Below are 14951 nucleotides of genomic sequence, written 5' to 3'. Positions count from 1 at the left end.
CTGTTCTAAATATTCATTGGTAGTATGGGATTAGCTATGTGATTTAATCATCTATAACTGAGCAGACATCATGTCTATAGTTGTTTCCATGTATTGAATATAAAAGTTGATTTGCTATAAGCATGATTATTTATGAAGTATGTATCAATTTTGAAGGAAATAGTATGGATAAAGAAGTACTTTTATATCAATAAAGCAGCCCTTGAATATAGATCGCCAAAAACTTTCCGATATTCAGGAAACACTTGATCTTAAGTGGGATGAAACGGAAGTTTAGCTTCCACATACATATTTGTTACGATTTCCTGTTGTCTTGTCAAATTCCGAAGGTCTAAAAACTGATTTCCTCTAATCTTATGAGGTTCTAAATCCACGTCCAGACCAACTACCTGAATTCATTATTTTTTCTCCGCTACTAATTAACCAGCAGCCCTAGTATTCCAGTAGTGTCATAGCTTCGCTTGTTATGGCCGATCTTATCATACGAACGTACCTGTTAGGGGAACATAGACGCATATATCATAAACTAATATTTAACAAGGCTCCCCCCGAATACATCTATCTCACAAAAGAATAAAGTCAATATTAACAGGTTCAAAACCATCTGCTCGAAGTCATGAGTTAATCTGTCCTCGATGATACTGACCTTGCAATGCTACGACAGAGCCCTAATTTGATATTTGCACCTTCAAGCACCTTTTGGATTTGGTTATTCTGTCTTTCACGTTCCACCGATTCTTAACCCCTGATTCCCGTATATTAAATGAGTCCATTTGGTACCCTATTATATCAAAATATCCCAATGTTAACTAAAAAAAGTAAGCGGCCAATATTGACCGCTTAAAGAAATTTTTTAATTATATTTTCTTTTGCTTCATTATACTTATATTGGTAAATCGGTCTCCCTATGGTTCCATAATGAACTTGAACATAAAGAGCATCCATGTCACTCAAAAATTTTAAATACTTTCTTACCGATACCCTTGAGATGCCGACACGGCCTGCGATCTCTTCAGTTGAAAACGGAGACCCACCCATGCTTTGTGCTGTTTCCCATATTATTTGTAACGTACCTTGTGTCAATCCTTTCGGCAGTTCTTCTGCTATTACTCTTGGATTCTTGTGAAGGATTTGCCGATCTAACTCCTTTTGGCTTAATACATGCTGATTTTTCATAAACATGAATTTCTCTCGATAGGCTGATAAAGCTTCATTAAATCGGTCAAATTCAAAGGGCTTAATTAAGTAATCAACTGCTCCGTACCGCAGTGCTGTTTGAATCCTATTCATATCCGAAGCAGCTGTAATAAAAATTACATCTGCTTTCATCCCTGTTTCCCTTATAAGCAACAACAAATCCAATCCATTCATCCCAGGTATAAAAATATCTAGTAAAATTAAATCGATTGTCTGTTTCTCCAATAGGTTTAAAGCTTCATTTACAGAAGAAACAACAGACACTAGCTGAAATCCTTCTACTTGCTCCAGGTAGCGTTTGTTAAACTCCGCTACCATCGGATCGTCCTCTACGATGAGCACACGTATCATTCTGTATCACCCTTGCAATCATATGGTATATAAACAACAAATCTCGTTCCTTGAGATGGCTTAGAGGAGATTTCTAAATCTCCACCAAGCCTTTCCAGGCTTTGACTGACTAAAAAAAGTCCTAATCCCCTTTCTTTTCCCTTAGTAGAAAATCCTTTATCGAACATATAATCTTGCGTTCCCTTTTCCATCCCGACTCCGGTGTCCTTTACTTCGATTGTTAAGATATCCTCTCCGTAATCAAAATGCACTTCTATTTGCTTACGCGGACAGCTTGTTAGTGATTCTAGAGCATTGTCGATTAAATTCCCCAATATTGTAATTAGCTCGTGGGACATATAAGAATTAAGCGGCTCAGGCACTTGACGTTCGCTCGTTATATTTAACTCCGCATCGGCTTCACGAGCATGACTTAATTTTCCTATCAGAAATCCTGCCAGGACAGGATCTTTTATATTTCTGGTTATAGCATCAATTTCATTGTTTCGATGATTTACCAATTCCTTTATATAATTTGTCATTTGATCATGATAACCCATATGTGACATTCCTAAAATAACATGCAGCTTATTCATAAACTCATGAGATTGAGCACGGAGCGCCTCTGCATACGAACGTACCCCAGTCAATTGTTCAGCCAGTTGTTGAATTTCTGTTTTATCACGGAATGTCGAAACAGCTCCCACTATCTTGTCATTTAAAAAAGTCGGCACACGGTTTACCACCAAAGTGATACCGTTTAAAACCATCTCTTCGTCTAACTCTGTTTTCCCGGTCTCCAATATCCGGCACAGTCTTGAGTTCGACAAGTATTCTTCCAGTTTCATTCCCAACGGGTCTTGAGTTAACCCTGCCTTATTGAATAAACGTAAAGCCGTTTTGTTTACCAGTGTAATCCGGGACTCCTGGTCAACGGCTATAATTCCCTCCCTTACTGATTGCAAGATAGCATCTCGCTCTTGAAATAACTTAGCTATAGCAAAGGGCTCCAGACCAAAAAGAATTCTCCTGACATACCTTGCCAATAGTATAGCACCTAAAATACCCGCTGCTATTCCAAATAAGGTTCCCGTATAGGTATTTTTTCGACCTTGACTTACTGCTTTTTGAACGTCATTTAAGGAAATACCTACCGCTACAACACCTAGCTGCTTACACTTACGGTCGAAAATTGGTGTAAAGGAACGAAGGGATGTCCCTAAAGTGCCCTTTGATACAGAAATATGTTCTTTTCCATGTAAGGCAATCGTCTCATCCCCGCCGACGAATTGCTTTCCTATCTTGGCAGGATCGGGATGCGACTTACGAATTTTATTCATATCCATCACCACAACAAATTGTACATTAGTAAGACGGCGGGTTTCCTCTGCAAACTCTTGAATAGAACTTTCCTTTTCTTGCTTACCCAAAGTTTCCGTTACAAGTTGTGAATGTGCTACCATACGCGCCACATTGGTTGCTTTTTCTTCCTGATCCTTTTCTATGCTCGCCGCTATTGTTCTACTGATTAGTAAATCAGTCACGAGCAATGAAAGAGCTACTACACTACAAACCAATATCGTTATTGTCGCTTGTAGGCTCCATTTTCTTCCTTTCATAATTTCTCTCCCCACTCTCTTGGAACCCATGGCACTGTATCCCTTTGCAAGCTGTCATTTACCAGCATTTTCATAATCCTGAATATTTTTTTGTTAGCCATACCTAATTGGCCTATAGCTTCAATCATATTAGTATACCCACCAGCAAAATAATACAAAAGTGGTAAAACCTAAAGATTTATAAGTCTTATAACTAGACTGTTTTCACATACTTTGTTGCTATTTACCAGGTAGTGAGTTGTGGTTGATTTCCCCTCCAGATGCTCGCTTTCCGCGGGGCGGCGGTGCTCCCGCAGTAGTCTCGAACTTCCGCTCCAATCAACTTTAAATAGTTTCGTTTTAATAACAACAGTCTTTACGAAAAGAGCCTATAAATAAAAAGAGGAGAATCATCTACATACGGCAGATGATTTGCCTCCTTTTACTTTAAATCGACTTTTTCAATCCCCTTTTTACCATTTGAGGATTATTGAGTTGGTTGCTTAGTTAATGATTCTAAAAGAATCAAACAATATCATTTCCAAGCTTTAAAATTCGAACCAGAATTAAAGCGATTCATGAATTTCCTTAATACCGGATAAACGAATGGTCAAAACCTTTTGCTGTTCCACTTTTAAAGACAGGGTTTGTTGATGTAAATCAAGATTACAAATACGGCCCTTGCATTTTTGTAACGATTCATTTTGATAATAGGTAATGGTCATTAAGCAATTTTTTGATAATTCTTTTAAGAACATTTACTCTCTCCTTTCTTACTAGTGGTTTGTATGAAAAAATATTCTATAATGATTGACTAGCTAGAAAAGGTGGAGGGACGGGCATCCGCTTTATAAGTCTTTTTACTTTTTATATCAGAAATTAGGGAACGCTTACATCGATTTTTGAACAACTTCCATTTAAACAAATTTGGCTTGGATATACTAAGTCCACTCCTGTTTAATGGCATTCAATGTCCAATTGACATGTTTTGTGAAACACCGGTTTCCATTGGACGTTTGCAACAGCTGCTGTAACATATGCTCCTACTCGGCGATTAAAAAGATCTGGAATCACATATTCCTCGTAAAGGTCCTGAAATTCAATCCAGCAATTGCATAAACTACAAGCTTCATATCCTCATTGATTGTTTTCCCATGAACGTCAAAGGTACCACCAAAATGCAAGGGAATGCGCGGACATTATTGATTTGATTTGGGAAACCCGAGTGTCCGGTTCCTGCTACAAGTGCTCCCGCTTTTGTTTCCTCTAAAGGCATTATTCCGGAACCGGATTGGCTATGGCAAAAATGAGTTATTTTAACAATATAGTATCGGCGCATTTGACTTAAAAAACTTAGTTTATCATCCGTTCACACTATTTTATTATAGTTTTTAACTTAATAATTTCATTAAGAGTGTTGCTAATATAACAGTGGCAGCACCACCAAGTCTTGTTGAAACTTGTGCAAACGGCATTAATGACATACGGTTGGAAGCGGATAAAATGGCTACATCGCCTGTTCCTCCTAAACCGCTGTGACAGCCTGTTACAATCGCTGAATCAACTGGATACATATTCATAAATTTCCCAACAACATACCCAGTCCCTACCATCGTTATAACAACTACAGAACAAACTAAAACATAAGCTGGAGTTATAATTTTGACTACATCTTCTAATGGGATATAGAGCATACCTAACCCAACCATTAGAGGCCATGTTAAACTTGTGGAAATAAATTTGTATAAATGATAGGCGCCCTGTTCCATTTTTGCAGGCATCACTTTCAAACATTTGACAAGTGTTGCAGCTACAATCATGAGTACAGGACCTGGAATGCCAAGAAATTTATGCGCTAGGCTTCCGAAGATGAAGAAACCGCAGGCAATCAATAATCCGGCACCCATTAGTGAAAAATCAACTGGTTTATTAATATTTGTTTCTTGGGTGATCCCGTCGCCACCTTTCGTTTTCACTAATACACCATTACCAGTAAGTTCCGGTTTTTTCTCCCCTAAACGTTTCAGTAAACCGGCACAAATAATCGCTATGATATTTCCAATGACAGCGGCCGGAATCATTTGGGATACAAATGTTTCAGCAGATGCACCTAAAATTTGAGAATATGCCAGGGAAAGCGGTAAGATTCCTTCTCCAATTCCTCCGCCAATAATTGGTACAACAATAAAGAAGAATGTATGTTTTAGATCATATCCTAACATTGAACCTACTAAAACTCCCGCTGCAACAGCAACAAGCGTACCTACCACGAGTGGAACAAACATACGCGTAAATCCTTGTAATAATACTTGACGGTTCATACCAAGAATACTGCCTGCAACTAAACAAGATATATAAAGGTAAAGGAAGTTAGATGTTTTCATCAAGGTTGTTACCGCTTCCATTGCAGCCGGATTAACCAAATTATAAAATACCATAATAGACGGGATTAAGAGCGCTAAAATCGCCGGACCACCAATATCTTTCACTATAGGAATTTTCAACCCTATATCCCCAAGTAAAATTCCCATAACCATGATAACGGCAAAACCACCAATCATATCAGGCGGGAGCTGATTATATACTGATGCACCATAAATAATAAGCGCCAAGGCTATATAAAGAGGTAGCGGAATAACGCCTACTTTCACCTCTTTAAGTTTGGATAAAAAGCTTTGGTTATCTCCTTTTTCTTCAATATAAGGAAGCGGTTTCATTTTCATTGCTGATTTCATTTTTTAACCTCCTGTTATTTGACTCCTATTATTTGCTATCCTTAATTTAAGTGATTTTCAAAAAACTTTATAGCTTATGTAACTTTTGTAAGCGTTTTTTAATTAAAAAAAGTAAGCAAATCCACTTACAATAGATGATTACGAATTCAGTATTGTTGAGGAAACGGAAAAGAATAAAAAAAATCATTATGTTCCATTTAGCTTAACTTGAAAACGGGCAATTTATTGTAATTGCCCATATTGTAAATCAATCAATTTTAAGATGATGTATTAAGTTAAATGAGAATTCTTCTAAAGTATTACGTTTTCATCATCGTTAAGGGAACAAGTAAAGAAGACGCGGGAGAAGTAACTCGACAAACTAACAGCATTTCTTCAAAATTCATTTAACCATAAGGATGACCGGTTAATTGAATTTTAAGGAGGAGATAGCGAAGAATCCAGTCATTGGTCTGGATTTGGTAAAAGGTGAAAGTCAGGTTCAAGCATTCTTGGATAAAAAATAATGGCTCTTTTCGTAAAGATTGTTGTTTTTAAAACGAAACTATTTAAGGCTGATTGGAGCGGAAGTGCGAGACTCCTGCGGGAGCAGCGGGACAGGTGAGACCCCACAGGCGTTTACGCCGAGGAGGCTCACCGCCCGCACCAAGGAAAGCGAGCATCTGGAGGGGAAATCAACCACAACTCACTACCTGGTAAATAGCAACAAAGTATGTGAAAACAGCCAAAATAATAGAACGAAACTTTCCAAACATAGTTCAGTGGAAGGCATGCACTAATTTAGCATAGCATGAAATTTTTTAAGTTTTTCATCGAAAAACTATTAGCTGGTTTAGCTGTAAGAAAAACAACCTTCAAGAATTCTTCAAGCATGTTTTTGTAAGGAATGGAATAAATTCAGATGAAGACCAATTTGCCGAAGAGAGTGATATAAATGAAACCAATTACCTTTAAAGCATTTGCAATCACTAATGAAATTGATTTGAACAAAATCGCCATTCATTGCGGCATTCCTAAAAAATTCACCTGGGAAGAGCCTTTAATCCTCAAAGGTGATATTCTAAATTCCATCCTTAATAAAAAGATGAATGAATCGCAACAGGTGCTGGTTTTTTCCTTTGGCAGCATTGTCTTCATTAATTCCTCACACGCTGATGAGATAAAAGAGTTTTCAACCTATATCCAATCGTTCGAGCCTGATATTGATCTCGTCCATGTAGATCGATATACGGACGATTACAGCCTTCACATTAGAGAAACTGATAACATCAAGCTGACCGACGAATATGTAGCGGTGCCTAAATATGAATTTTTCTACCCTGAATTAATTTCCACTGTTCTCGCAAAATCGGTGGCACTCGAAAAAACTGAGGAACAGCTCGGAAAAATCCATGACAAGCTCGAAACCATGATAGACCGACTGGAAAAAGGCAAGCTAAGAATCGGCAACAAGGAACTAGCGAGGACGACGGCAAAAATCGTACGTCACGAGTATAATACCCTTGCGTATATCATGATTCTGGATAAACCTGATATTACATGGACAAGCAGCGTTGCGGGCGAATTTTATGACAGGATGCTGAATTTTTTTGAATTGAATGATCGGTATAAAATCTTGAAAAGTAAAACAGAAATTTTATATAACATTATGGATGGGTTTTCTAACATCAGCCATTCGATAAGGGGGCTATTCGTTGAATGGATCATTGTCATTCTCATTGTCTTTGAGATTATCTTGACGATTTTAGAAATTGTAGGATGGATTCCATGAATCCTGATTTAAGTGGCATAGAAACTTTGAAGAAGTAGGGAAACCAAATTTCCATAATAGATTTGGGTATCCGAAAACAGGTATTATTTGTGACAAATAAGAACGAAATGAAAAACTACTTCAATAAGGGGGTTGCTCCGTCAACCTGTTTCCTGCGGAACTAAAAAGCAGTAGACATTTTGCATCCTCAATGTATTCATTTCCGATTCATCTTGACAGCTCATTTTTTCATTTGTATATTCCTCAACCTTTAGCCCTTTTTAAGCCAAAAATCCCCTTAAGATACCATTGTATCTTAAAGGGAAACTATTAATAGAAAATCCAAGCAGTCTTAATTCTCTCGTTTTATCTTAGTCCATATTGTTTTGGACTTGCCCAAAACTTTCGAACTTCTGTTCAAAATAACTTGAAGTAAGATCAGAAATATGAACGCCAGTATTTTTTGTTGTATGTATAAAGAGACCATCCCCTAGATAAATACCTACGTGGGTTATCTCTTTACTTAAATCTGACTCTTTAAAAAATACTAAGTCCCCTGCCTCTGGATTTTTGAGTTTCCGCAGCAAGGAATAGTAGTCCGCTGCCGAACTTCGTTTAACGGAAATTCCCTGCTCCTTCATGACCCAATAGATAAATCCGCTGCAATCCATTCCAATAATCGGGTCGTATTCACCAAAAACATAAGGAAATCCACGTAGAGTATATGCATACTTTATGACATCAAGAGCTTTATCATAGGAAGCCTTTTGATTTGCATAAAATGGATACAAGGGACTGCTGTATATTTGAAGATACTGCCCCTGCATCAAACTATCAGTTGGTAAAGCGTTACGCTTTTTGATTGTTTCCACAGATACACCGTAATTTTCCGAAATGCTTTTAAGGKTTTCATTATTTTTAACGACATGCTCTCCCTTAGGTGTAAACGTTTTAAACTCGGCTTGGAATTGTGCAAAATATTCTTCTGTGATAGATCTCACCTGAACTGTCTCTGCTCCATATCCAGAATTAACAAACTGATTCCCCCCCAGATAGATCCCAGCCGTCACGATTTTTGAGCTTTCCTTTTCCAGAAAAAATATAACATCTCCAGCCTTAGGAGTATCTGTAACCATTCCTTGCTTATAATAGCCTTCAACTGACAAACGGTCGATGGGCACCTGTTGTCGGGAGAGTACCCAATAAATCAACCCGCTAGAATCGAACCCATTTATCGGTGTCTCTTCTTCAGCCGCTTTTTTAAATCCTATAAAAGTTTTTGCATAATTCCCAATTTGTTTCCCTCTCTCTGTCCATTGATAGATGGAAGGAGTATAAACCGTCTGAATGATTAACTTCTGGCCCACATATAACGTACCATCCGGTAAACCATTCGTCTTCATTAATTGCTCTGCCGATATATCATAATTCGCTGCAATCGATTCAACCGTTTCCTGGGAGGATACGGTGTGCACTTGCTCTGCCGCTTCAACTTTTAAGCCAGGTAAAAAAGTAAAACCAACCATCCCCAGCAATAAAAGCAACATACTACCTAATAATTTTTTCCCCATTTTAATCCCTTCCTTATAACCAAAAATATCTTTTAAAAATAGAGTCATACAATCATGCAGATTTTCTTCCTTCTTAATGAAATTATAAAATTCTGCAATAATAAATATTCCATGTACTACTTTAACACAAAAATACTATTAATTGGGTTACCTTCCACTTTTTCTTATTGAGCAAATCCGTATTGATTTCCCCTCTAATTTGAATGCATGATTATGCAAGCATTATACATTTCAAAAGGCCGCCAAATACGGTATCAAATAAATAATCTTTGAATCTAGGGCGGTGAAAGGGCAATTTCTCAAAGAAGTATTTCAGGGTGCAGCAATCCAAATACCTGCTATGATTAGAGAGAAAACTATTCTTATGATCATTGGAAAATAAACAATCAAATCTGAAAAAATGATTGTTCGACCTAACAAAAAATTATAGTATATACATAATTTATCTATCCGACCATATATTCTGACTTAACATTCAAAAGGCCGCCAATTGGCGGCCTTCTTATGGGTGCTAACGCACCCATTACTTTAAATGCAATCCTTTACAAACTTTTTAAATTAGACTGTTTTTATTGTTTTGTCATCACTTATGAAACCTATGAAATTGGTAATTAGAATATAAATTAGGAAAAACAATCACTCTTCTATTGCCAGAAGGCCTATAATCATGCCTGGATAGATGTGCGATTATATAAACAAAGAGCCAAAATATGGAACCTACAGGATAACTGTCAAAAGGTTAGCGTTTCGACCATTTAACCACTTTTTTGTCAGGAGAAAGACTAGGATTGTACCCAAAATGAATTAAATTCAACAACAATAGCTACTTTACAGTACCAATATTCCATCCCGTCAGTCTACTAATCCTATATTCAGAACAAAATTTATTTATTAGGCACTAAAAATACTGTTTTTTTAAAGTAAATAAACATATTAAATATACTTAACCCTAAAATTATAAGAAACATATATAAGGAAATAACGTCTCCTGCTAAATTTAATTCATCAGCTATGTATCCCATAATAATAAGATTAATACTTGAAACAATTATTGACATTAATGAAATGATACTAACAGTGAATCCATTAACAAGGTTACGACGTTTCTTAGCCAATAAAATAATGGAAATTATAAATAAACTAATTATTAAAGTAATAAAAACTAATCTTAAAAAATCGTAAATTTCCAACCCTTCCATAGTTACCCTCCCTATTATTCTATTCCTGTATATATTACCACAAAAAACCATTTTCCCAGAAATGGAAACGGCTTAATTGTTCTGAATTGCTATTAACTTTTCAGTAACGGCTTCGTTGTTATTCATATTATATCAGCATACAACTAAACTGCCCAAGAGCGGCCGCAGCACCCTCTGTTATATGAAATAAGTATTCAATTATAAAAAAAAACAGTTTGATTACTTTTGTGCTCCTTTCATTCAATAAAAGCGCTTGATTATGGAGGTTTTTCCACACCACAGTGTTGCTTAATACCCTCCTATAAACTAAACCGCTTGCTTATATTTATTTAATTTGCTAATATAACTGACGAACGTTCGTTAAATTAGAGGTGATATTATTGAAAAGCGATGAAATTAAGGTAGCAGCTTTAAAATATTTTACGATCCATGGTTATGAAGGAGCATCCCTATCTCTAATAGCTGAAGAAGTCGGCATGAAAAAGCAATCCATTTACGCCCATTTTAAAGGCAAGGATGATCTTTTTCTGAAAGTTTTACGTGATGCGAAAGAGGCGGAGCTATCTTCAAAACTCCAATATTTCAGTAAAGTTGATTCAAAAAATCCAGAAAAAGATTTATACGGATTTCTACAATTGATCATCGATCTCTTTCAAAAAAATGAGCATTTAAAGTTTTGGCTGCGTATGTCCTTTTTTCCGCCAGCCCATCTTGAAAAAGCAATCGCACAGGAAGTCATGGATATCGAGGAAAAGGTGCAGGCGATATTGGAAAGAAAATTTCAGGATTGGATCAATGCTAAATTAATCGTCGAAGAAGCAGCAATTACGCCGACCTTTGCTTTCTTAGGAGTAGTTGATTCCATTATGCTGGAGCTTGTATACGGCAATGATGAGAAACGGCTGAACGATAAATTAGCATCCTCTTGGAAAGTATTTTGGAGAGGTATTTCACAAAAATGATTCACATGGAAAGAGGTGTTAATACATGAATAAACCAATTAATGAACAAAAGGCGATATTAATTATTCTTCTAAGCAATATATTCATTGCCTTTCTAGGAATTGGACTCATCATCCCCGTAATGCCATCGTTTATGAATATCATGCATTTATCAGGAAGTACGATGGGCTATCTTGTTGCCGTATTTGCAGTATCACAACTTGTTATGTCACCATTCGCAGGTCGTTGGGTCGACCGTTACGGCAGAAAGAAAATCATCATTATCGGCTTATTCCTTTTTGGTGTTTCAGAACTTATCTTTGGTATAGGCACGAACGTATCCGTTATATATATATCAAGGATCCTAGGGGGAATTAGTGCCGCCTTTATTATGCCAGGTGTTACTGCATATGTTGCAGATATTACATCAGTTCAGGAACGGCCAAAAGCAATGGGGTATATTTCGGCCGCCATTAGCTTGGGCTTTATTATAGGACCTGGTATCGGTGGTTTTATTGCGGAATATGGTATACGTTTGCCATTCTTTCTTGCGGCAGCCATTGCTTTTTTAGCATGCCTTGCATCAATATTTATTTTAAAAGAACCGCTAACAAAGGAACAGCTTGCAGAAGTTTCTGCTAATACAAAAGAAACAAACTTTATAGACGATTTAAAAAGATCACTTAACCCGCTTTACTTTATTGCGTTTATCATCGTATTTGTACTTGCTTTTGGTTTATCAGCATATGAAACTGTTTTCAGCCTATTTTCTGATCATAAATTTGGCTTCACGCCGAAGGATATTGCAACTATCATTACAATTAGCTCAATCTTCGGAGTTGTTGTCCAAGTATTTATGTTTGGAAAACTGGTAGATATCCTCGGTGAAAAGAAACTGATTCAATTATGTTTAGTCATCGGGGCAATATTCGCGGTGGCTTCCACATTGATATCTAGCTTTTTGGCAGTACTGGTGGTAACTAGCTTCATCTTTCTTGCATTTGACTTACTTCGTCCGGCATTGACGACATTTTTATCAAAAGCCGCCGGGAAAGAGCAAGGGTTTGTTGCTGGAATGAACTCAACCTATACGAGCTTAGGGAATATCTTCGGACCAGCAATGGGAGGAATACTATTTGACGTAAACATCCACTATCCTTATCTTTTTGCTGCTGTCATTATGGTCATTGGCCTAGGTATTACAGTCATTTGGAAAGAAAACCGATTAGCAGATAGTTTAGCTTAATAACGAGGCGCCATTTGAATAATAAAGGCCAAGATTGCCCTAATATGATTTTTCAAAGTACATTTCGAGCTGGAAACTCTTAAACTTGTATTATACTTTGCCTTTAAACAAAGATCCCCTGTCCATTTTGGGCAAGGGGTCTTTATGCGTCAAGGGGTTAAGAAGCTTTTACTCGATGCGGACTTTTAGGCCCTTATATCATGATATTCATGAGCCGGTGCGCTAGGGATATCGGTTTTTTTATTGAAAGTGTCTTAGCCTGGGTTATATGTCAAAATGTTTACGGTAGCACAGTTCCAAACGCTTATCGCATTGGCTGAAGCTCGTTTATTATTTTTTCGCTGAGTGATCATCGTTTCACGGGTGCAGCACTTGTACCTTATCTCCTATTTCTATGGACAGCAAATCCTCACCTACTACAACTGTTCCTTCATATGTTTCTTTTGTTCTTCCGGGCAAATTAGCTTTTTCTTCTGTTAATCCACCTAATAATACAATATGTGAATACACAGCAAGCTTTGGTTGTATTTGGCTAAAGACTTTACCTGCTTCCTCGGGTGTAGTGTGAAGGTCAAGAATATTGGATATCGATTCTGATTCATTATCAGGTCTTGCGGCTGCAACCTCATGAATGACTACGTCAGCACCTTTAGCAAATTGAATTAGATTTTCATTATAACGGGTGTCACCTGAGATAACTACTGAATGTCCTTTGTAATTAACCCGATAACCGAAAGCAGGTTCAATTGATTTATGGTCAACCTTGAAAGCTATTACCTCTATTCCCTTTTGTTGATACACAACGCCTTCCTTGATATCATGTGCTATAATACTCGCTCCTTCAACGTTTCCATTTCCAGAGTCTTCCCTTGCATCCAAATCGGCTTTATAAGCTTTATTCATTTGCAACATCATTTTCTTTGTTCCCTTAGGTCCCCAAATGTTAAAGGCTAGCTCTCTTTTCCCACCTGTTGGCAAAGAACCTGTAAGCCATATGTCTGGGATGCCAATCGTATGATCCGAATGCAAGTGTGAAAGGAATAACTTGTCAATACTGCCTGGTAACATATTCGCTTTATATAATTGCAAAGCAGTTCCACGTCCTGCATCAAAGAGGAGTTTTTCATTACCAACTTCCACAAGGGTAGCGGGACCGGACCGGGATGTACTTAAAATAGGAGAACCTGTTCCTAATAGAGTTACTTTAAAATCCGATTGCRTTCCAGCAGATTGGCCAAAAGAAGGAAGTAATAATGATAATGATAGTATGATTGAAACTACCAACAAAAAACTAATAGAGGTATTCCTTATTCTTTTCTTCATAGCAAAATCCTCCTTAAATTATTTGACTTTACTCTGGGGATTCTGTCCCAGCCTCCTTCCGATGTTTGTTTCGAATAGAAAACGATGTTTCGGTATTATTTTCCACAAATAAATACTACAGTATTTTCAATATTCAATCAACTATACCTAAAGCAATTTAGGATTTACAATTCGAATGCTGTTTCAACATTTCATCAAGAACAACAAGATAGCGGAAGATTATTAATTACAGGTCCCAGTTCGTGATTGAAATTGAAAATAATCCATAAAAAATATTGGATTTTATTTTGGTTCAAATGTTCATACTAAATAAAAAATACATGTTAAAGAAGGAGTTTATATGCCAAATCAAAAAAATAATGACCATAATCCAGGCCAACATAAAAGCCGGGACAGTCGATTAAATACAGAAGATGATCCTTTCGGCATACTTAAACAAGAAATGGAAGTGGATACAGATGTCAATGAAGATCCAAATCGGGAAAAATTATTAGATGAATCAGTTGTTTCTTTTCTAAAATCGAAAGAAGGACAGGAATATTAGAGAAGGAATTGTGCTCGCTAATGGGGTGTTTTTATAGCCAACTAATCCACCATTTTCACCTATCCTCCGATTAAATGATTCAGAAAAAGCTAGAAGACAAAGACAGAGTCATTTCTTACCAAAGGAAGACAGATCAAGGTGCCACTCATGAAGCTTTTGGGTGGCCCTTTTTGTATTGTTTTCTAAAATGTTGGTTAGATTAACTACTTTAATTTTTAATGTTTTCTTATTCGTAAGATTTCAAATATGTACAGAGTACAAGGTTTCTTGAACAAAAGGGCACTGTGACCCATCAGGTTAGCATAACTGGCCTCCACCCCTTGGATAGGCATGACGAAGGATTGAGAGGGCAATTGACCCACGGGGGAAAGCCTCCAGGGACGGTGTGGGGATGTACATTGCATGGTAAAATATGGAGTGGTGCTGACTCCTTTATTTATGAAGCCAAAATGATCTGACCTCATTTCAATTACCCGGAAATCCAATTACAAGGGTTATGAAATCCTGCGAATAAGTG

The 14951-nt window shown here is 37.1% G+C and carries 14 protein-coding genes and 1 pseudogene; 5 read left to right on the top strand and 10 right to left on the bottom strand.

The window, feature by feature from the left end; all coding sequences use genetic code 11:
- Positions 1 to 185: 185 nt before the first annotated feature.
- The 7 genes and pseudogenes from AC1DVK_RS20335 to AC1DVK_RS20305 all read right to left on the bottom strand — a co-directional run.
- A pseudogene (locus AC1DVK_RS20335) lies at positions 186 to 371 on the bottom strand (IS110 family transposase); the annotation flags it as partial.
- A 469-nt stretch (positions 372 to 840) separates the two neighbouring features.
- Positions 841 to 1548: a response regulator gene (locus tag AC1DVK_RS20330; RefSeq protein ID WP_477627258.1), complete on the bottom strand. Its 708-nt coding sequence runs from the start codon at positions 1546 to 1548 to the stop codon at positions 841 to 843.
- Entirely contained in the window at positions 1545 to 3146 is a 1602-nt protein-coding gene (gene dcuS / locus AC1DVK_RS20325) for a DcuS/MalK family sensor histidine kinase (protein WP_477627257.1), read from the bottom strand. Before dcuS ends, AC1DVK_RS20330 begins: the two co-directional genes overlap by 4 nt.
- Entirely contained in the window at positions 3143 to 3274 is a 132-nt protein-coding gene (locus AC1DVK_RS20320; RefSeq protein WP_410861746.1) for a hypothetical protein, read from the bottom strand. The genes dcuS and AC1DVK_RS20320 overlap by 4 nt, the downstream gene beginning before the upstream one ends.
- A 95-nt stretch (positions 3275 to 3369) precedes the next feature.
- On the bottom strand, positions 3370 to 3495 hold the full coding sequence (locus tag AC1DVK_RS20315) for a hypothetical protein (protein ID WP_477627256.1): 126 nt from the start codon (positions 3493 to 3495) through the stop codon (positions 3370 to 3372).
- A 196-nt stretch (positions 3496 to 3691) separates the two neighbouring features.
- Positions 3692 to 3883 (bottom strand): YolD-like family protein, encoded by a 192-nt coding sequence (locus tag AC1DVK_RS20310; RefSeq protein WP_089363446.1) that lies wholly within the window; start codon positions 3881 to 3883, stop codon positions 3692 to 3694.
- 633 nt (positions 3884 to 4516) lie between these two features.
- The gene (locus tag AC1DVK_RS20305) at positions 4517 to 5860 is read right to left on the bottom strand and encodes a 2-hydroxycarboxylate transporter family protein (protein ID WP_477627255.1); all 1344 of its coding nucleotides are present in this window, start codon (positions 5858 to 5860) and stop codon (positions 4517 to 4519) included.
- Between the two features lie 527 nt (positions 5861 to 6387).
- On the opposite strand from AC1DVK_RS20305, the gene AC1DVK_RS20300 reads away from it, so the two are divergent.
- Together AC1DVK_RS20300 and AC1DVK_RS20295 are read left to right on the top strand one after the other, a co-directional pair.
- Positions 6388 to 6639, top strand: coding sequence for a hypothetical protein (locus tag AC1DVK_RS20300; protein ID WP_477627254.1), 252 nt, complete (start codon positions 6388 to 6390; stop codon positions 6637 to 6639).
- 155 nt (positions 6640 to 6794) lie between these two features.
- Positions 6795 to 7631 (top strand): RMD1 family protein, encoded by an 837-nt coding sequence (locus AC1DVK_RS20295; protein WP_410861744.1) that lies wholly within the window; start codon positions 6795 to 6797, stop codon positions 7629 to 7631.
- A gap of 350 nt (positions 7632 to 7981) precedes the next feature.
- Here AC1DVK_RS20295 and AC1DVK_RS20290 read toward each other — a convergent pair whose 3' ends face one another.
- Both AC1DVK_RS20290 and AC1DVK_RS20285 read right to left on the bottom strand, forming a co-directional pair.
- A complete protein-coding gene (locus tag AC1DVK_RS20290) occupies positions 7982 to 9181 on the bottom strand; it encodes a C40 family peptidase (protein WP_477627253.1) in 1200 nt (399 codons plus the stop codon).
- A gap of 884 nt (positions 9182 to 10065) precedes the next feature.
- Complete coding sequence (locus tag AC1DVK_RS20285; RefSeq protein ID WP_477627252.1) at positions 10066 to 10380, bottom strand: hypothetical protein; 315 nt, start codon at positions 10378 to 10380, stop codon at positions 10066 to 10068.
- 380 nt (positions 10381 to 10760) lie between these two features.
- Here AC1DVK_RS20285 and AC1DVK_RS20280 point away from each other — a divergent pair, with 380 nt between their 5' ends.
- Together AC1DVK_RS20280 and AC1DVK_RS20275 are read left to right on the top strand one after the other, a co-directional pair.
- Entirely contained in the window at positions 10761 to 11342 is a 582-nt protein-coding gene (locus AC1DVK_RS20280; protein WP_477627251.1) for a TetR/AcrR family transcriptional regulator, read from the top strand.
- Positions 11343 to 11367: 25 nt separating this feature from the next.
- A complete protein-coding gene (locus AC1DVK_RS20275; protein ID WP_477627250.1) occupies positions 11368 to 12567 on the top strand; it encodes an MFS transporter in 1200 nt (399 codons plus the stop codon).
- Between the two features lie 357 nt (positions 12568 to 12924).
- Here AC1DVK_RS20275 and AC1DVK_RS20270 read toward each other — a convergent pair whose 3' ends face one another.
- A complete protein-coding gene (locus tag AC1DVK_RS20270) occupies positions 12925 to 13890 on the bottom strand; it encodes an MBL fold metallo-hydrolase (RefSeq protein ID WP_477627249.1) in 966 nt (321 codons plus the stop codon).
- Positions 13891 to 14230: 340 nt separating this feature from the next.
- Here AC1DVK_RS20270 and AC1DVK_RS20265 point away from each other — a divergent pair, with 340 nt between their 5' ends.
- Positions 14231 to 14434 carry a hypothetical protein gene (locus AC1DVK_RS20265; RefSeq protein ID WP_089363453.1) on the top strand — a complete coding sequence of 68 codons (204 nt, stop codon included), beginning with the start codon at positions 14231 to 14233 and terminating at the stop codon, positions 14432 to 14434.
- Positions 14435 to 14951: the final 517 nt, after the last annotated feature.

The sequence above is a fragment of the Peribacillus sp. P4_B1 genome (assembly GCF_056402395.1).
The sequence above is the reverse complement of the archived record's forward strand: the minus strand, read 5'-3'. Positions and strand labels throughout refer to the sequence as shown.